The 16795-nt window shown below is 44.4% G+C and carries 22 protein-coding genes and 1 tRNA gene; 2 read left to right on the top strand and 21 right to left on the bottom strand.

Translation table 11 applies throughout. The features are described 5' to 3' along the window. Positions 1-48: 48 nt before the first annotated feature. Positions 49-300, bottom strand: a complete 252-nt coding sequence (locus JMF81_RS08915; RefSeq protein ID WP_201311111.1) for a transcriptional repressor — start codon at positions 298-300, stop codon at positions 49-51. Positions 301-578: 278 nt separating this feature from the next. Between JMF81_RS08915 and JMF81_RS08910 the strand changes: the two genes are divergently transcribed. Continuing rightward, a complete protein-coding gene (locus JMF81_RS08910) occupies positions 579-968 on the top strand; it encodes a metal-dependent transcriptional regulator (protein ID WP_201311110.1) in 390 nt (129 codons plus the stop codon). 69 nt (positions 969-1037) lie between these two features. On the opposite strand, the gene JMF81_RS08905 is transcribed toward JMF81_RS08910, so the two are convergent. From JMF81_RS08905 to JMF81_RS08825, 17 genes are all read right to left on the bottom strand, one after another. Then, a complete protein-coding gene (locus JMF81_RS08905) occupies positions 1038-1403 on the bottom strand; it encodes a heavy-metal-associated domain-containing protein (RefSeq protein ID WP_201311109.1) in 366 nt (121 codons plus the stop codon). 16 nt (positions 1404-1419) lie between these two features. Further along, positions 1420-1557: a hypothetical protein gene (locus JMF81_RS08900; protein WP_201311108.1), complete on the bottom strand. Its 138-nt coding sequence runs from the start codon at positions 1555-1557 to the stop codon at positions 1420-1422. Positions 1558-1569: 12 nt separating this feature from the next. Continuing rightward, complete coding sequence (locus JMF81_RS08895; RefSeq protein WP_201311107.1) at positions 1570-1743, bottom strand: FeoB-associated Cys-rich membrane protein; 174 nt, start codon at positions 1741-1743, stop codon at positions 1570-1572. Positions 1744-1857: 114 nt separating this feature from the next. Then, the gene (gene feoB / locus JMF81_RS08890; protein WP_201311106.1) at positions 1858-4044 is read right to left on the bottom strand and encodes a ferrous iron transport protein B; all 2187 of its coding nucleotides are present in this window, start codon (positions 4042-4044) and stop codon (positions 1858-1860) included. Between the two features lie 49 nt (positions 4045-4093). After that, positions 4094-4321, bottom strand: a complete 228-nt coding sequence (locus JMF81_RS08885; protein ID WP_201311105.1) for a FeoA family protein — start codon at positions 4319-4321, stop codon at positions 4094-4096. Positions 4322-4367: 46 nt separating this feature from the next. Continuing rightward, a complete protein-coding gene (locus JMF81_RS08880) occupies positions 4368-4580 on the bottom strand; it encodes a FeoA family protein (protein WP_201311104.1) in 213 nt (70 codons plus the stop codon). Between the two features lie 203 nt (positions 4581-4783). Continuing rightward, positions 4784-5065 (bottom strand): DUF2325 domain-containing protein, encoded by a 282-nt coding sequence (locus tag JMF81_RS08875; protein WP_201311103.1) that lies wholly within the window; start codon positions 5063-5065, stop codon positions 4784-4786. Between the two features lie 108 nt (positions 5066-5173). Next, positions 5174-5605: a flavodoxin gene (locus tag JMF81_RS08870; RefSeq protein ID WP_201311102.1), complete on the bottom strand. Its 432-nt coding sequence runs from the start codon at positions 5603-5605 to the stop codon at positions 5174-5176. A 27-nt stretch (positions 5606-5632) separates the two neighbouring features. Further along, complete coding sequence (locus tag JMF81_RS08865; RefSeq protein ID WP_201311101.1) at positions 5633-6244, bottom strand: DUF3793 family protein; 612 nt, start codon at positions 6242-6244, stop codon at positions 5633-5635. A 164-nt stretch (positions 6245-6408) separates the two neighbouring features. After that, positions 6409-8142, bottom strand: coding sequence for a molecular chaperone DnaK (gene dnaK / locus JMF81_RS08860; protein ID WP_201311100.1), 1734 nt, complete (start codon positions 8140-8142; stop codon positions 6409-6411). A gap of 33 nt (positions 8143-8175) precedes the next feature. Beyond that, the gene (locus JMF81_RS08855; protein WP_201311099.1) at positions 8176-8952 is read right to left on the bottom strand and encodes a DnaJ domain-containing protein; all 777 of its coding nucleotides are present in this window, start codon (positions 8950-8952) and stop codon (positions 8176-8178) included. Continuing rightward, complete coding sequence (locus JMF81_RS08850; protein ID WP_201311098.1) at positions 8945-9790, bottom strand: DUF5685 family protein; 846 nt, start codon at positions 9788-9790, stop codon at positions 8945-8947. The genes JMF81_RS08855 and JMF81_RS08850 overlap by 8 nt, the downstream gene beginning before the upstream one ends. Position 9791: 1 nt before the next feature. Beyond that, positions 9792-10223 (bottom strand): zinc ribbon domain-containing protein, encoded by a 432-nt coding sequence (locus JMF81_RS08845; protein ID WP_201311097.1) that lies wholly within the window; start codon positions 10221-10223, stop codon positions 9792-9794. Next, entirely contained in the window at positions 10207-10707 is a 501-nt protein-coding gene (locus tag JMF81_RS08840; protein WP_201311096.1) for a MarR family winged helix-turn-helix transcriptional regulator, read from the bottom strand. Before JMF81_RS08840 ends, JMF81_RS08845 begins: the two co-directional genes overlap by 17 nt. A gap of 179 nt (positions 10708-10886) precedes the next feature. Next, positions 10887-11564 carry a DUF6070 family protein gene (locus tag JMF81_RS08835; RefSeq protein WP_201311095.1) on the bottom strand — a complete coding sequence of 226 codons (678 nt, stop codon included), beginning with the start codon at positions 11562-11564 and terminating at the stop codon, positions 10887-10889. Further along, positions 11515-13458, bottom strand: coding sequence for a penicillin-binding transpeptidase domain-containing protein (locus JMF81_RS08830; protein WP_201311094.1), 1944 nt, complete (start codon positions 13456-13458; stop codon positions 11515-11517). Before JMF81_RS08830 ends, JMF81_RS08835 begins: the two co-directional genes overlap by 50 nt. Positions 13459-13532: 74 nt before the next feature. Beyond that, complete coding sequence (locus tag JMF81_RS08825; protein WP_201311093.1) at positions 13533-14021, bottom strand: C-GCAxxG-C-C family protein; 489 nt, start codon at positions 14019-14021, stop codon at positions 13533-13535. Positions 14022-14167: 146 nt separating this feature from the next. On the opposite strand from JMF81_RS08825, the gene JMF81_RS08820 reads away from it, so the two are divergent. After that, the gene (locus tag JMF81_RS08820) at positions 14168-14839 is read left to right on the top strand and encodes a DUF554 domain-containing protein (protein ID WP_330611505.1); all 672 of its coding nucleotides are present in this window, start codon (positions 14168-14170) and stop codon (positions 14837-14839) included. 27 nt (positions 14840-14866) lie between these two features. Here JMF81_RS08820 and JMF81_RS08815 read toward each other — a convergent pair whose 3' ends face one another. The 3 genes from JMF81_RS08815 to JMF81_RS08805 form a co-directional block, all read right to left on the bottom strand. Beyond that, positions 14867-15661, bottom strand: coding sequence for a carbon-nitrogen hydrolase family protein (locus tag JMF81_RS08815; RefSeq protein WP_201311092.1), 795 nt, complete (start codon positions 15659-15661; stop codon positions 14867-14869). A gap of 23 nt (positions 15662-15684) precedes the next feature. Next, on the bottom strand, positions 15685-16614 hold the full coding sequence (locus JMF81_RS08810) for a DUF1848 domain-containing protein (protein ID WP_201311091.1): 930 nt from the start codon (positions 16612-16614) through the stop codon (positions 15685-15687). An 80-nt stretch (positions 16615-16694) separates the two neighbouring features. Next, positions 16695-16774: transfer RNA gene (locus JMF81_RS08805), tRNA-Ser, on the bottom strand. Positions 16775-16795: the final 21 nt, after the last annotated feature.

Here is a 16795-nt window from a genome sequence, read left to right as displayed (position 1 = left end):
CCAAATACTTTCTTAATTTTTTTATATTCTGTTATTCCGGCGGATTTTCTAACAGTGCTGTACATCATCCTTCATACGGAATACGCTTCTGCGCTCCAGGACGCCGATTTCTTCCAAGGTTGCCATCATACGGTATACTGTGGCCATACCGATAGAAGGATCCCGTTTCACCGCTTCATAATAGATTTCTTTGCAGCATTCCCATTTGCCGTTTAATATGACATCCAGCAGAATCTTTCTCTGCCTGGTAATCCGTTTGCCGTTTTGCTGTAATACCTTTTCTACATCTTGTTGACACATACTCATCTCACCCTTTGACTCCTGTTGCACAGCCATATGGATAAAGCACTCCCGTGCTTCATCCACAGCTTTGTCATAATTGATTATTTACTATACAAAAAGAATTGGTTAGTCACTCCTAATTCATTTATAGGTTAGCATTGTCTAACCAATTTGTCAACCCCCTTTTTTACATTTCTTTTTCCCCGGAGCCATCCGCTTTACAGTTTTTTTCTTCTATGCTATAATCATGAACAAACTTAATTATTTTTAGACACTGATGTAAGGAGGAAGTTTTTTTGAAGGTACAAGAGTCTGCTGAAAATTATCTGGAAACCATTCTGATTCTGGGGCAGGCGCAAAATACCGTCCGTTCTATTGATATCGTCCATAAACTGAATTTTTCAAAACCCAGCGTCAGTGTTGCAATGAAGAATTTAAGGCAAAAAGGGTTGATCGTTATGGACACGGACGGACATATTGCCCTTACGGAATCCGGGCGTAAGATCGCAGAGACCATCTATGAACGGCACACGGTATTATCTCAGATGCTGATCGACCTGGGCGTCGATCCGGAGATTGCAACGCAGGATGCCTGCCGTATGGAACATGTGATCAGTCCTGAAAGTTTTAATGCCATTAAAGATCATATCCGCCAGAAAAAGAGCGGTAACGGACAGGACGTCTGATATTTTCACGTAAACAACAATGCTGCAGAAATCATCCAGAGGATGGATCCTGCAGCATTCTTTTGTATGTTATATAATGGAACGGACTTTGTATCCGGCTCCTTCTACAGCCCGTTTCAAAGTCTCATCTTTTACTTCATTTTCATAGGATACAACGGCTTTCTTTTCTTTTAAGAAAACCTTTGCGGAAACTCCCTGAATTTTATTGATCGCCTCCGTTACATTCTGCGCACAATGTTCACAATGCATTCCTTCAATGGCAATTGTTTTTTTCCCGATGATCGGTCCATCGAGTTTCTTTTCTCTTATCGTTACCTTGGATGCTCCGGAACCTCCGCCGCAGCATGAGCCTTCACCCCGAAAATGTTTTGCCGCCTGTTTTGCGGCCAATATCATAAGTAAAACAATTAGGATAACAATAATCGTATCTGCCATTTTCAGCACTCCTTCCTTATTCTTTATCCTTCGAGCGGTGGTTTCTGCACCACTTCCTGATCATCTGATATCCCTGATAAAGCAGCATTCCCACAATATAGATACCGATGAAAATCGCAAACATATAAAACATGGAGCCTGTGGAATCTCCCATTCTTCCGCCTCCTTATCCGTTCTTCTTCTTTTCCTGTACAGTAAAACTGCTGCATCCTGAGCAGCCCGCACAGCCCCCTGAGCAGCCGGCGCAGGACGTCTGTCCGTTTTTGGCTTTTTTACGCCGGTTCCAGATAACATATCCACAGTATCCTAAAACAAGAATTAATATGATAATATCTGCCATTTTTCACTTCCCCTTTCTATAACTTCTGTCTGCTTCGTCAGCTGATTTTACTGTATCTGTTTTATGGCCAAAAAGCCGGATGCAGGTGTGCATCCAGCTTTTACTATTTTCTTTCTATACTGACTGTACAGACCTCTTAGAATAAACTTTCTGATTTTTGTAAGGATCCGGTCTGAACAACAGGAAGAGCAGCACAACCGCTAAGATAATTCCAGCTGCGGTTCCAATTCCAAATTCTCCTCCCATCGCAAATGATCCAATCTGATAAATGCACAGGCATACAACATATGCAAAGATATTCTGGAACAGGATTGCGAACCAGAACCATTTTCTGGACTGCATCTGCTGAGCCATTGTCGCGATCGCCGCAAGGCAAGGTGAATCAAGCAGGTTAAATACCAGGAAGGTAAACGCTGCCAGAGCACTTGGGAACCATCCCTGAACTGCCTGACCTACTGTGATCGCGTTTTCCACATCGTCTGCTCCTACATTGGCAAGAACACCCATTGTAGAAACGATTGCCTCTTTTGCCGTAAATCCGGAAAGAGAAGCTGCCACCGGCTGCCATTCGCCGAATCCAAGCGGCGCAAATAATGGAGCGATCACTCCGCCGATCATAGCCAGGAGGCTGTCGGCGCTGTCTTCTACCATTCCGAAGCTTCCTCCGTCAAATCCGAATCCGCCCAGGAACCACATAACAACACAGGCAAGGAACAGAATTGTTCCGGCTTTAATGATAAATCCTTTCAGTCTCTCCCATACATGAAGCAGAACTGTTTTAGCAGACGGAATATGGTACTGCGGAAGTTCCATAACGAACGGAGCCGGTTTCCCTGAGAACGGTTTTGTCTTCTTCAGGATGATGGCTGACACTAATACCGCTGCAATTCCCATGAAATACATGGCAGGAGCGATAATTCCTCCCGCTTCATAGCTTCCTGTTGTGTAACTTGCCATAACTCCGCCCATCAGCGCGATTACCGGAAGTTTCGCTCCGCAAGGAATGAATGTTGCTGTCATGATCGTTAATCGTCTGTCATTATCCTGCTCAATGGTCTTAGAAGCCATGATTCCAGGAATTCCGCATCCGGAAGAAATCAGAAGAGGAATAAAACTCTTTCCTGATAATCCGAAATGGCGGAATACACGGTCCATAACGAATGCGATACGAACCATATAACCACAGTCTTCCAGCAGAGACAGGAACAAGAACAGAATCGCCATCTGAGGAACGAAGCCAAGAACTGCTCCCACACCGCCGATAATGCCGTTTACCACAAGACTGACAACCAGATCTCCTGCGCCGATGCTTCCAAGAAATCCGCTGACTGCATCCTGGATTGCCACAACAAAGACATCATTGGTCCAGTCGGTTACGATCGTTCCGATGGTCGTTACTGATATGTAGTATACCACGAACATGACCGCAATGAAAATCGGAATTCCGAGAATACGGTTTGTTACGATCCGGTCAATCTTGTCAGATACCGTAAGTTTATCTTTTCCTTTCTTTACCGCTGTTTTTACGATTTTCTGTATAAACTGATAACGCTGATCTGTTACGATACTTTCCATATCATCATCATGCGCTTCTTCTATTTTCTTTCTATTCGTTTCCACCAGTGATCTTCCTGAAGCAGAAAGCTGCATCTCTTCTGCTACTTTGCTGTCGTTTTCAAGGAATTTCACTGCATACCATCTTCTCTTGTCTTCTGTGACAGATCCCGGAAGGACTTTCTTTACTTCCTCAACTGCTGTCTCCAGTTCTTTTGAGAAAATTTCTTTCGGAAGATCCACTGTCTTTTTATTGGCTACACGAACAGCCTCATCGATCAGTTCATCCAGTCCGGTCTGTTTCAATGCAGATGTCTCGATGATCGGACAATTCAGCAGCATAGATAAACGCTGCGTATCAATCTTCATTCCTCTCTTCTCGATCAGATCTGCCATGTTCAGCGCGATTACAACCGGGATCCCTGTCTCGATCAGCTGAGTCGTCAGATATAAGTTTCTCTCAATATTTGTCGCATCCACCAGGTCAATGATCACATCCGGATTTTCATTCAGAAGAAAATCACGGCTGACAACCTCTTCCAGTGTATATGGTGAAAGAGAATAAATTCCCGGAAGGTCTGTAATCGTAATGTCTTCCCCTTTTCTTTTCCCTTTCAGTTTTCCTTCTTTTTTCTCTACTGTTACGCCCGGCCAGTTTCCAACATATTGGTTTGCTCCGGTCAGAGCATTGAACATCGTTGTCTTACCGCAGTTTGGATTTCCTGCGAGTGCAATATTAATCGCCATTTCTTTTCCCTCCCTTTTGATCTGCATCTTTGGCTCTGCACGAATAAGATTAATTTACCTCTTTTACCTGTACGCACTGGGCATCATTTTTTCTGACAGAAAGTTCATACCCGCGTACCGTGATTTCAACCGGGTCTCCCAGCGGAGCTACTTTTCTTATGTAAAGCTCACTGCCTTTTGTAATTCCCATATCCATAATCCGACGTTTGTACGCGCTGTCGCCCTCGATCTTCGCTACAACGACAGTACTTCCAACCTCTGCTTCTCCTAGAGTCATGTCCATGTCTCCTTTCTTTTCACAATGATCTATAATACAACCAGCACTAAACCATGATGTGCCGTGCCATATCCTTATTAATCGCAACCCTGGAATCTTTAATATTTACAATGACATTTCCTCCGATTGCCGATAATACTTCTATCTCAGTTCCCGCGACAAATCCCAGGTTCTCCAGAAACCTCCTGGTCTCCCCGCTCCCGCCGACTTTGCGGATGATATTTTTTTCACCTGTATTTACCATAATCAAAGGCATCATATTATTCCTCTTTTCGCTTTATAGATATTATTCTTCTTTCCAATCCGTTAGTATACGCTAACTTAAGTTAGTCGTCAAGAACTTTTTTAGTCTTTTTTATTCTATTTTTGATAAATTCATACTTATCTTTAGTTAGTCCAATCTAAGTTAGCGTCTTCTAACCGCAACTGTAGATTATCAGATTTATTTTCTGTTGTCAACCATTATCTTCTTTTTTCTTCCAAAATTTCCTTTAAAGCAGCCTGGCTGCTTGTATGGCTGCGTACAATCTCTATCTTTTTATTTTTTGCCTCCGCAACAGCACATTTTACCATTTTGTGAGAAACCGTATTGGTAAACAGCACCACAAGATCCGGCGTCCCGATCTTTTTATTGAATGCTGACGGCATCTGCGTAAATACCTTTACCTTGCATTTGTGCTGTCTGCAGATCTGTTTATACTGGCACACCATCCGGTCATGCCCTCCTATGATAACAACGCTCATAACAACCTTCCTTTCCCTTGCAAGTCCAATGATACAGCCGGATATGGTTCCGCTAAAGAGAGAAAGCTTCCTGCCGGAAAATTTCAGGGCAGGAAGCCTTTGATCATTTTATAAAGATGCTAATTCTTTTCCAAGTTCTTTCAGATCATCCTGGGCATCTTCATCCGGAGCTTCCTGGCAGATCGCATCTTCTCCGCCGTATACTTCGGCTCCTGCTTCCTGCATCTGGTCTGTCCAGTTGCGCATCCATTCACCGTCGCCCCATCCGTAAGATCCGAACAGTCCGATTTTCTTTCCTGCCGCAAATCCCGTTACTTCTTCCACAAAAGGCTCCATAACAGATTCTTCCAGAGTCTCAACTCCCATGGAAGGGCAGCCCAGTGCAAATACCGGCGCGTCTTTCAGTTCATCGGCGCTGATTTCTTCTACCGAAACAACTTTCGGAGTCTTTCCGCCTTCCCGGATTCCTTCCGCTACATATTCCGCCATTGTCTGTGTGTTTCCTGTTCCTGTCCAGTAAGCTACTATAATTTCGTTCATTTCATATCCTCCTTATGAACTATTTCCTTATGCATAATTCGGAACCTGACGCCTGCCATATGCCTCCATCAGCTGTTCCAGGGATTTTCCGTATTCTACCTGCTTTACCATGTAGTAACGGATATGATCATAAAGATCAAACAGCTTTCTGGTCTCTTCCAGGTTTTCATAAACCTTCCAGTAGCCGGAATAAAGATAATTCCTTCCCTGGTATTCTATGAATCCTGTCACATCGCACAGAGGGTATCCAAGAATCAGGCCAAGCTCATGTGGAAATTCCTGTTGTTTTGTTTTATATAAGTGATAACGTTCCCTAAGCGCATGAAGAATGTCTTTTAATTGAAAGGATGAATATCCGCAGTCCTTTAAAAATTTTCTATGTCCGGGCTTCATCAGATACTCCTGTACTTCCTGCTCTCTGTACAGAAGCCAAAGGCACTTTTGGGATCCTGCGTAGATCAAAGCACATTTGATGCCGCTCCCTCGAAATGTTTCCATCAGTTTTCGGGAATCGTGAAAATCTAAAGTCACTGTGTTGGATGGTTTGATTCCTGCAAATACAGGACCGCAGTGCATTGCGATCTGCATCTGCATGTTCTTTTTCCATTTTACCTGGCTTAATTCTTCCTGATACCTCATCTGGTTCCTCCTTTTGGTTAGCCTTAACTAACTAATATGTATCATACGCTGAATCGCAGAAAATGTCCATACAAAAAGACGAGAAGTTTTTTCACTTATCTTCCCGCCTTGTCTTTATTATCTTCAGTTTTTTCACTTTATATCCGAAAATTTTCCGGTTCTTTTTACCAGATGATCTGATCCAGGGCGTCCTTCGCTTCCTTGATCCTGCGCCCGTCTTCTTCCGTAATATTTTTCGGTTTTACTTTTTTCATGATCTTCTGCAGTTCCCGGATCGCAGACTTAATCTCTGCCTTTTCTTCTCTGGACAGTTCTTTTTTCTTCTCCGTAAGATACTGCTGTCCCTTGTAAATGCTGCGCTCTGCCTCATTGTAAATATCAATGGCTTCTTTCTTTTCCTGATCCTGGCTCTCATACGCTCTGGCTTCTTCCATTGCCCGGTCAATCTCTTCATCTGACAGATTGGAACTTGCCGTGATCGTAATCGACTGCTCTTTTCCGGTTCCAAGATCTTTGGCAGAAACATTCAAAATACCGTTTACATCGATATCAAATGTTACCTCGATCTGCGGTACTCCCCGCATCGCCCGTTTGATTCCTTTCAGACGGAAATTGCCGATCAGCTTATTGTCTTTCGCCATGGCCCGCTCTCCCTGAAGGACTTTAATATCAACCGCTGTCTGGAAATTGGCCGCCGTTGTAAATACCTGACTGTATCTGGTCGGTATCGTTGTATTTCTCTCGATCAGCCTGGTTGCCACGCCTCCTGCCGTTTCAATAGAAAGAGACAGCGGTGTGACGTCCATCAGAAGGATTTCATTTAATCCTGCTTCTCCAGCCATCTTTCCGCCCTGGATCGCCGCTCCCAGCGCAACGCATTCATCTGGGTTCATATTTTTGCTTGGCTCTTTTCCCGTCAGCTGTTTTACTTTTTCACTGACTGCCGGCATTCTGGTAGATCCTCCCACCAGAAGCACCATGTTCAGCTGTGACGCGCTGATGTCTGCGTCTGACAGAGCCTGACTGACCGGTCCCGATGTGCGGTCGATCAGATCATAGGTCAGTTCCTGGAATTTCGCTCTGGTCAGTGTAAGATCCATATGTTTTGGACCGCTGCTGTCTGTTGCGATAAACGGCAGATTGATCTGTACTGTCATGGCAGAGGAAAGTTCTTTTTTGGCTTTCTCCGCTTCTTCCATAATTCTCTGTACCGCTGTGCGGTCTTTAGACAGATCGATTCCTTCCTGCTGCCGGAATTCTTTCAGCAGATAATCCACGATCCTTGCATCGAAATCATCTCCGCCCAGATGATTATCCCCGGCGGTCGCAAGAACTTCCACAACTCCATCCCCAATCTCGATCACTGATACATCGAAGGTTCCTCCTCCCAGATCGTATACCATGATCTTCTGTGACTGGGATTTATCCAGTCCGTAAGCCAGAGCTGCCGCCGTAGGCTCGTTGATGATACGCTCTACTTTCAGACCGGCAATCTTTCCCGCATCCTTGGTTGCCTGGCGCTGAGAATCGCTGAAGTAGGCTGGAACTGTTATGACTGCCCGGTCCACCGGTTCTCCCAGATATTCTTCCGCATCCTTTTTTAGCTTCTGAAGAATCATAGCGGAAATCTCCTGCGGACTGTACTTTCTGCCGTCAATCTTCACTCTCCGGTCAGTTCCCATCTGACGTTTTACAGATGCCACTGTCCTGTCTACATTGGTTACCGCCTGACGTTTCGCCGGATCCCCAACCAGTCTCTCTCCGTTTTTGGTAAAAGCAACAATGGACGGCGTCGTCCTCTGTCCTTCCGCATTAGGGATTACTACAGGTTTTCCGCCTTCCAGAACCGCCACACAGGAATTTGTTGTTCCTAAATCAATGCCTATAATCTTGCTCATTTTCTTCTTCCTCCATTCAAGCCAGTCTTCCCGTTAAATGCCGTACGGACTTCCACAGCAGAATCCACTGCCGCCGCAGCATATATTGCAGGCAACGCTTAGCATGCACATCTTCATGCACCAGTCTCCGCCTGCCGCATAAGGGCTTTCATAATTTCTCTGTCTCTGCTGATACCAGTTTCCATTCCCTTCCAGCTGATTGACCAAAGCCCTGTACTCCAAGTTATTTGGTTCCATGGACGCCGCCCTCCGGGCATGTTCCATTGCGGTAACATTGTTGCCAAGACCGGCATTGGCGCAGGCGCTGTAATAATACCACCTGGCGTTTCTCTTTCCTGCTTCCATTCCATCCAGGACCGTCCTTGCTTCCTGATAATATCCATTTCTTACATAGTTGCCCGCGGCACGCAGATGATTGTCTTTTTCATATCCGGTACTGGTATTCTGCTGCTGCCCGCCGTATCCGTATCCTCCAAAGCCGCCAAAACCGCCGAAACCGCCAAATATATCATCAAACGGATTTCCCTGGCCGCCATATGGATTCCCCTGGTTTCCATACGGATTTCCCTGATTTCCATACGGTCCGCTCTGAGCGCCGCCGCCATAGCTGTTCTGGCTGTAGCCTTCTGTCTTCTCCTTCATTACCTGCTGATATGCCTGCTGTATCTGTTTGAATTTTTCTTCAGCCGCTTTCGGATTGTCCAGATTCGCATCCGGATGATACTTCCGGCTCAGTCTTTTATATGCTTTTTTTATTTCTTCTTCTGAAGCATCCCTCGATACTCCCAGAATCTCATATGGATCAGCCATTTTTTTCTCCCTTTTTTTCTTCTCGTTTGCTTCTTACCTGATCATACCGGTACCAGACTCCGGAATACAGAATATTCCTCAGAATCTCGATATGATCGATCAGCGGAAGCTGTTCAAACGCCTTTGAACATTCCGCCATCATCATCATCAAAATATTATGGCACTGATCATCAAAATCAGGCTCTTTGTACATTTCCCGAAACGGATTATAATTTCCTTTTTTCAGGTCTTCTTCAATATCTTCATAAGCATCCATCAGATAAACAAATTTGCCCAGATAAAAACCGCATCTTGTCAGCAGTTCCTCCCACTCATCTCTCTGATAGAGCATGATCTCTGCCATAATCTGTCCAAACATTCCTGACATGTAATCCAGATCCAGATTATTCTTCTTCTCCTCTTCTGACAGTTTTCGAAGCAGTTTCTCAATCTTTCTCCACTTTTCCCTGTAAAAGTTTTTTGAAAATCCACACCTTTTGTACAGTAATTTTCCCATGAGCAGCTGCTTGTGTCTGCGCTCATCCTTCCAGTCATCCTGGCATTTATAATATGTCAGAAGCACATTCATATGAGCCGCATAGTCCGTAATCTCATTGATCCTGGTCGGATGTTTCTGAAGCGGATGTGCCGCGCACTTTGTCACTCCTCTTTCTGTTTCCGGCTCGTAAAGACTGGAAAGCAGCATCACAACAAAGGTCATGTCGTAAGATAAAGTCATCTGTCCGATCTTTCCATAATGCTCTTTTAGTTTCCTGCATAATCCACAATAATATCCGTGGTAAACATCAAACTCTTTAAATTTCATTTCTGGTTTATTGACAATAATATACCCGAACATCTTAACTCCTTTTTATAAATGTTTTTCCACATTTCGGACAGCGTACTTCGATCTTTCCTTTTCCTTTGGGAATTCTTATTTTCTGTCTGCATCCGGGGCAAGTATAAATATGGTAATATTTTCTCTGTTCCATGATATTTTTTTTGTTCCTGAAAAAGCTCCGGACGCCTTCCGTCCTCTGCAGAAAACGATTATTTTCCTCTGATCTCTTATAAATATTTCTGGAAAACATACGAAAATAACAGTATGCCAGGCACACCAGCGCAATCCAGTACAAAACCCTTGACACAACTGCGATTCCCGGAATCCATCCTCCGGCAAATGTTCCAATCAGTGACAGAATCAGAGCCACAAAGAACACTTTCGATAAAAACCGGTTCAGATCATCGTATCCATATCTTCCCTGCATAAATTGATTAAATTTTTCTCTCATCTTGATCATCTCCTTTGGCATATACAGCATTTTGACAGAGCCGGTACTCTTCGATAAATCCTCCGGCCAGTTTATTCCAGAGTCTTAAGAATTCCTCCATATCTCTCTGTCCCATATAATCCATTACTTTTGACAACAGACGGTCCAGCTCACTTCTTGAGCGTGTATACGCCTGGGTCCCTTTCTCAGTCAGTCTCACCAGAGTATTTCTCCGATTCTGACTGCTGATCCGCTTCATGATATATCCCTTCTGTTCCATCCCCCGCAGCATTCTTGACACCGCCGGTGAGGATACATCCAGTGCTTTCGCAATGGCTGATACTTTTATTCCTTCCGCTTCTTCTTCCTGTTTAAAATATTCCTCAATCACTCCCATCATGTAAAATTCTTCTCTGGAAATTCCTTGAAGATACGCGGAAAAATCGACTTTTATCATCTTGCGGAACAGGCGGATCAGATCATCTTCCATAGCTTTTTGCTCCATCGGCCTTACTTCCTATCTGATCTCTAAATAGTTAACACTGTTATCAATTCTGTAATCATGAGCATACCCCCTGCCCTTAAAAAAGTCAATAAAACACAAATGAATAATTTATAAATTTATTTTTAGAATTGAAAAAAACCGTTGTCTGCAGGATTCATCTCCCGCAGACAACGGCTTTTTCACAGATCCTGCAGACCAAATTCCATGGTACCGTCACTTTGCATTTCCGCCTGGTCTGACAGATAAAACTCACAGATCATCTTATGATCTTCTGTGATTTCCAGCTGTTTTACTTTATATTTTACCAATTCACTGATGGAAACCGATCCATTCTGGTCCCAGACCGCAGTTGCCAGAATGCCGGTCACATTTCCATTTTCTGCTTTCAGCCAGATACAGCTGAAGCCGCCGGACGGACTGACTCTTATGATCGTCATATCCGCTGTTTTCCCGGCCTGGACTTTTTCATAGAATTTTTCCGCCCTGCGGCTGTTTTCCATCACCGAACCATCTGCACAGTCCACTGCCGCCAGTCCCTTTTTTCCCATCGCTTCTACGACTTTTTTTCTGTCTTTTTCACTGATGGCTTTCTGCTCCTGATACGGATAAATTTTTCCATATGCCCCGGCAGCCTCCTGTACGGACTTTTCCGCCTGCTTTTTTTCGTCTTCCGAAAGCTTCATCGGCTTCCATGTCCCGCTGCTTTTCTCCCGGTTTTCACTTCCTGCCGGCTTCTTCACCGTATTTTTTCCACATCCTGCCAGCACCAGCACAGCCCCTGCCAGGATCACCGCAAGACACCATCCTCTAATTCTGCATATATGCTTCCAGGACTTTCTTTGTCTTATCGACCACATATCCGCTTCCTCCTCTGCCTTTTACATCTTCCGTCATAGAAACCATTTCCACTGTATCATCTCCGCCGTTTTTTCCCGTAAAAGTAACAAACCATCCCAGTTCCGTTCCTTTTGTATCTTCTTTAGATTCCTTAATTTCCGCGGTTCCCGTCTTTCCCGCAATATCCAGTTTTGCAATCTTCACTGCATGTGCGGTTCCGTTGGGATCTTCCACCACCAGTTTCATGGCGCTTTTGATCTCTTTTACCGCTTTCTGAGAAAATACTTTGGATTTCCACACCTTTTTCCCGGAATTTTTTGCTTTCACCAGTCTTGGACGAAGCATATTCCCATCATTGGAAAAAGCAGAATAAATAGAAAGCATATGGATTGGATTCACCATCATCTTTCCCTGTCCATATCCGCTGTCTGCCAGCTGTACTTCGGTCTCAAAACCGCCGCTTCCGCCGTAAGAAGACTCTGTCAGCCCAAATTCAAAGGGTACCTTCTCTCCAAATCCGATGTCGTTGAGCTTCTGTGTTAAAACTTCCTTTCCGATCTTTAACGCGGCTTTTGCAAAATAAATGTTATCAGAATAAATCAGAGCATTGGAAAGATTATGCTTCTTATAATTGTGCAGCGTCGTCACAAAATAGCCGCCCCAGCTTTTATCTTTCTGCCACCGGGTTCCTGAATCTCCAAAATCCTCATCCGCGGTAAACTTTCCTTCTGTCACTCCAATGGCTCCAATGATTGGTTTTATGGATGATCCCGGACACCAGGTTCCTTTCCATCGATTCTGCATCGGGTGATCGGGATCTTTTGACAACTCATTCCATTGTTCCTGGCTCATTCCCCATGAAAGCGCCTCGCTGTCATAAGATGGTGTGCTGACAAGAGCCAGAATCTCCCCGGTTTTCGGATTCATCGCTGCGTGGGCGCTCTTGTCATCCTTAAACTGATCATATAATGCTTTTTGCAGGCTGCTGTCGATGGTAGTCTGAATGTTTTCTCCGTCTTCTTCTGCCTTTACAGCCAGCTTTTTCTTAACCCTTCCATTTTTATCCTGGATAGTGATTCTTCTTCCATCCCTGCCTTTTAAAGTTCCGTCATACAGTTTTTCCAGTCCGGCTTTTCCTTCCCCATCCTGGACGTAGCCGATCAGATGCGCCGCTGCCTCCCCCATAGGATAGATCCGCTCCGTTGTCTTGGATACCATAACTCCTGCAACTGACAAAAGTTCTTTCGGATATCCATCCATCTTACAGATTGGTACAAAAGATTCATCGGTTACCCAGGTCTGATCCAGATCTTTCTGTATTTCCTTTTTATCCATATCCAGAATCGCTGCCATTCTGCTTATGGTATTGTTATCCATTTTCCCCGGGACAATTCCCACAGAATCGATCTTTCCCTCTCCTGCAAGCAGATTGCCATTTTTATCTGTAATCGTTCCTCTCTGGGCATGAAGCACTTCGACTCTGACTTTATCTTCCGCTGTAAGATCAGGAAAAATAACCGAATCATCCCAGCACATACGATAGGAACCTTTCTCTTTCACAAATTTTGTTTCTGTCTGATAACTGATTTCACCGGCACTGGTATCCATGTGTACCTGATAACCGACATTTTCTTCTCTTTTTTTCGTAGTAACCTCTACTTCCAGATTCTTCATGGAAATTCCCTCATAAATATTCCGGTTTCTCCTGATAAAATCTTTTTTTGATATGCTCTTCTGACTGGCTTTGTCCAGCATATCATACATCTCGTCATATCTGCCTTCATCCAGCAGTTCCATATACGTAACCAGACGGCTTCCAGGATTGCTGGCAATATGATTCTTATAAAACAAAAATGCCCCTGCCGCTGCCAGAAGAACCGCGATTCCAATCCATATTTTTTTTAACCTGTCCATACTTTCCCTCTCTTTCCCTTCCTTATCTTCTTGATCCCCTTTTCTTTATAATATTACATATGTAAGATTTAAAGTCAAGCGTTCTTTTCCGTCCTGACCGGATTTTTCTCCAGATATTCATGAAAAATACCGGCAGACATTTCTATTAATTTCCTGCAAGGTCGTTTCTTATAATACTCCTTCGTCCTGTGAGACGGCTCCGGATCATCCTTCTTCTGCTTAAGACCCAGAAGTTCCCTGCACACAATGGATCCATTTTCTTTTCTGAAGGCTTCCGCCAGTTCCTGAATCCTGGCGTAATGTTCTTTCTTAGCTTCGTAATCTTTTGGATCATCGTATCCATAGATATATCCTGCTGCCAGAAACATTCCGCTGACAGAGCCGCACACTTCCCGCAGCCGTCCCATACCTCCTCCAAATGAGGAGCTGATCCTGGCCGCCGTTTCAAAATCCAGATCATAAAATTCCCGAAAAGCCAAAAAAACAGACTGGGCACAATTATATCCTTCCATAAACAATTCGCCCGCTTCTTTGGCATATTTGCTTTCTTCCACTGTTTTCATTCTTCCATTCCTCCTGCTTCCTATTGTATCAGGATTTTTCACAGAATGCACCGCACTTTTTCATTCCTTTCAAGAATTTGACCGTATGAAGCTGCTTTTTATGATATACTGAAAAAAACATAAAAGATCAGGAGATATTTTTAATTATGATGATTGGAACTTTTGTGAATACAGGAACGATCCTTGCCGGCAGCATTCTGGGCAGCGTTCTGCGGCAGGGAATCAAAGAAAAATATCAGAATTGTCTCTATAATGCCATGGGTCTGGCCGCTCTCGGCCTTGGAATCAATTCTGTCACTTCTAATATGTCCGACAGCAAATATCCGGTTTTATTTATTGTAAGCCTTGCCATCGGAAGTCTTGCCGGAACCATTCTGAATCTTGAGGACAGATTTCAGGCCCTGGTGGGACATTTTGGAAAATCAGAACTTGCCAAAGGACTGTCCACGGGAATCCTTTTGTTCTGCATTGGAAGCCTGTCCATTCTCGGACCGATGCAGAGCGCTCTGTACGGCGATAACACCTATCTCTTTACCAATGCGACTCTGGATTTCGTAACTTCCACCGTGCTTGCGTCCACCTATGGAATCGGGATGGCCTTTGCCGCTCCTGTGCTTTTTTGCTGGCAGGGCAGCATTTATCTGGGAGCTTCCTTCCTCCAGACCTTCCTGACCGGACCGCTGATGACAGAAATCACCATCATCGGAGGCTTTCTGATCGCAGCCTCCGGATTGTCCATCCTGAATGTAAAGGATATGAAGACACTGAACATGCTTCCGTCTCTTCTGATTCCCATCCTTTTCTTCCTCTTTCTCTGAATTGCTTTATTTCGCCGTGCCGGAAGATCAGATATGATATAAATCTCCCCTTCGATTCGAAAACACCGGATTGGCATGGCGTACCTTTTTAATCTCTTCTAACTCGATCCCTCCGGTCAGAAGTTCTTCTTTTTCTCCTCCCCGCAGGATTTCTCTTCCTGAAGGATCAAATCCAAGACTTCTTCCCATATAGTGTTTTTCGCTGTAATGACAGCACCCAAAAACATACATCTCATTTTCAATGGCTCTTGCACGAAGCAGAGTCTCCCACTGCATAAACTTATTCTCTCCCTTGACCCATGCAGACGGATACAGCATGACCTGCGCTCCCTGCAGCGCCTCCATTCGTGCCAGTTCCGGAAATCTCAGATCATAACAGGTTCCGATTCCTATTTTCCCGGCAGGAGAGTCCACCGGACAAAAAATCTCATCTCCTGCCATGGTATCGTCTGACTCTTTCCAGCGGTAGGCGTCAAACAAATGTGTTTTCCGGTAATCTCCCCTGAGCTGCCCCTCCGCATCCAGAATAACGATCGTATTATAATTCCGGTCTTTTCCCGTTTCATTGACTCCAAATACCATCCACAGCCCGGTCTCTCTGGCAGCTCTGCCCATTTCCCGTACAAACTCTCCTTCCAGGCTCTGCCCCTGCTTCTGATAATCTCCTTCTTCCATAGGATAATAAGTCATAAAATATTCCGGAAAAACAATCATCTCCGCTTTTTGTCTAGATGCCTCTTCTGCATATTCCCAGGCTTTACGCAGGTTTACTTCCCATTTTTTCCCTGATGTTGTCTGAGCCAGCGCAATTTTTACCGCCATCTTCTTACCTCCCTGCAAAACGTTCAAAACAATCTTAGCTGATAATCCACATATGATTCCTGACGGGCTTCCTTCACGATTTCTCCCCGGTTCAAATGTCCGATTAGAAGCGGGGACCGGCGGTCATGGTATTTTCGGTTAAATTCCACAGATTCCCTGTCATAGTTTGCGTAACAATAAAGGCATCCATGCCCGCAGGTATTGTACACTCCGATATCCGCACCAAGAAGACATCTGCACCCTTCCCGAATGTTTTTCTTTTGAGCCGGCACTTTCAGATATTCCCCGATGGCTTCTTCAATCACTTCCTGGGTCATGCATCCCCCGCAGTCTGCTCCATAAGGTTCCAGCTCATTTCCTTCACAGCAGGTCATAATCCTGATTCCGTTCTCTTCTCCAATCCTGACAAAGGCTTTCCCGATCTCCAGACGGTCCTTTTCCATAACTCTCTCTGCCTGAGGAAAATTGCGTCTGGTCTTTTCATACAGGTCAATAAAACTGATCACGCACCGTTTGGTATATCCTTTTAACTTCTCCGCCATTTCATGAAATACTTCCAGGTGAAATTGAAGATCATACTTCTCTGTCATAAAAATCGGATCATACCGCCATATGACCCTCTCTTTTCCTTTCTTTTGAGATAATTTCTGAAATGAACGGATCACCTTGGAATACTCCGGGACAAAGGGTTCTATATCTCTTCCGTAAGGTGTGATCGTTACATACCACAGCTGCCGGAAATCATCCAGTTCTGAAATTCGTTCCAGCATCGGCTCCGGATTTTTCGTACAGAAACAAAGGCAGTCCACCACAGAAGGATCCAGACGATACCTGGTAATCTGTTCCGGGTGATAAGGATTTCTTACAAGGACAAACCCTTCTTTGATTCGATTATAAAACCATTCGCTGAAAAAAGCCGGGATATCTGTCCGGTTTCCTGTATTGATGATCATATACTGCCTTTCTGAATTCATAATAAATATGTACAAGAAAAAATGCCATCCCCGGCTTCCGCCAAAAACAGCATCTTCAGTACGCGATGAGGGGTTCGAACCCTCGACACCCTGATTAAGAGTCAGGGAATAAAAATGCTCTTATGCCGCATAAATACGGCACTTGGCAGAAATTAATGGA

Origin of the sequence: Anaerostipes butyraticus (genome assembly GCF_016586355.1) — a bacterium.
Classification (GTDB): Bacteria; Bacillota; Clostridia; order Lachnospirales; family Lachnospiraceae; genus Anaerostipes; species Anaerostipes butyraticus.
This window is presented reverse-complemented; position numbering and strand designations above follow the sequence as displayed.

Excerpts from the sequence above, each read along its gene's own strand:
- JMF81_RS08915 (WP_201311111.1), bottom strand. The coding sequence starts at position 300 with ATGTGTCAACAAGATGTAGAAAAGGTATTACAGCAAAACGGCAAACGG.
- JMF81_RS08905 (WP_201311109.1), bottom strand. The coding sequence starts at position 1,403 with ATGGCAGATACGATTATTGTTATCCTAATTGTTTTACTTATGATATTG.
- JMF81_RS08900 (WP_201311108.1), bottom strand. The coding sequence starts at position 1,557 with ATGGGAGATTCCACAGGCTCCATGTTTTATATGTTTGCGATTTTCATC.
- JMF81_RS08895 (WP_201311107.1), bottom strand. The coding sequence starts at position 1,743 with ATGGCAGATATTATCATATTAATTCTTGTTTTAGGATACTGTGGATAT.
- feoB (WP_201311106.1), bottom strand. The coding sequence starts at position 4,044 with ATGGCGATTAATATTGCACTCGCAGGAAATCCAAACTGCGGTAAGACA.
- JMF81_RS08885 (WP_201311105.1), bottom strand. The coding sequence starts at position 4,321 with ATGACTCTAGGAGAAGCAGAGGTTGGAAGTACTGTCGTTGTAGCGAAG.
- JMF81_RS08880 (WP_201311104.1), bottom strand. The coding sequence starts at position 4,580 with ATGATGCCTTTGATTATGGTAAATACAGGTGAAAAAAATATCATCCGC.
- JMF81_RS08875 (WP_201311103.1), bottom strand. The coding sequence starts at position 5,065 with ATGAGCGTTGTTATCATAGGAGGGCATGACCGGATGGTGTGCCAGTAT.
- JMF81_RS08870 (WP_201311102.1), bottom strand. The coding sequence starts at position 5,605 with ATGAACGAAATTATAGTAGCTTACTGGACAGGAACAGGAAACACACAG.
- JMF81_RS08865 (WP_201311101.1), bottom strand. The coding sequence starts at position 6,244 with ATGAGGTATCAGGAAGAATTAAGCCAGGTAAAATGGAAAAAGAACATG.
- dnaK (WP_201311100.1), bottom strand. The coding sequence starts at position 8,142 with ATGAGCAAGATTATAGGCATTGATTTAGGAACAACAAATTCCTGTGTG.
- JMF81_RS08855 (WP_201311099.1), bottom strand. The coding sequence starts at position 8,952 with ATGGCTGATCCATATGAGATTCTGGGAGTATCGAGGGATGCTTCAGAA.
- JMF81_RS08850 (WP_201311098.1), bottom strand. The coding sequence starts at position 9,790 with ATGTTCGGGTATATTATTGTCAATAAACCAGAAATGAAATTTAAAGAG.
- JMF81_RS08845 (WP_201311097.1), bottom strand. The coding sequence starts at position 10,223 with ATGAGAGAAAAATTTAATCAATTTATGCAGGGAAGATATGGATACGAT.
- JMF81_RS08840 (WP_201311096.1), bottom strand. The coding sequence starts at position 10,707 with ATGGAGCAAAAAGCTATGGAAGATGATCTGATCCGCCTGTTCCGCAAG.
- JMF81_RS08835 (WP_201311095.1), bottom strand. The coding sequence starts at position 11,564 with ATGTGGTCGATAAGACAAAGAAAGTCCTGGAAGCATATATGCAGAATT.
- JMF81_RS08830 (WP_201311094.1), bottom strand. The coding sequence starts at position 13,458 with ATGGACAGGTTAAAAAAAATATGGATTGGAATCGCGGTTCTTCTGGCA.
- JMF81_RS08825 (WP_201311093.1), bottom strand. The coding sequence starts at position 14,021 with ATGAAAACAGTGGAAGAAAGCAAATATGCCAAAGAAGCGGGCGAATTG.
- JMF81_RS08820 (WP_330611505.1), top strand. The coding sequence starts at position 14,168 with ATGATGATTGGAACTTTTGTGAATACAGGAACGATCCTTGCCGGCAGC.
- JMF81_RS08815 (WP_201311092.1), bottom strand. The coding sequence starts at position 15,661 with ATGGCGGTAAAAATTGCGCTGGCTCAGACAACATCAGGGAAAAAATGG.
- JMF81_RS08810 (WP_201311091.1), bottom strand. The coding sequence starts at position 16,614 with ATGATCATCAATACAGGAAACCGGACAGATATCCCGGCTTTTTTCAGC.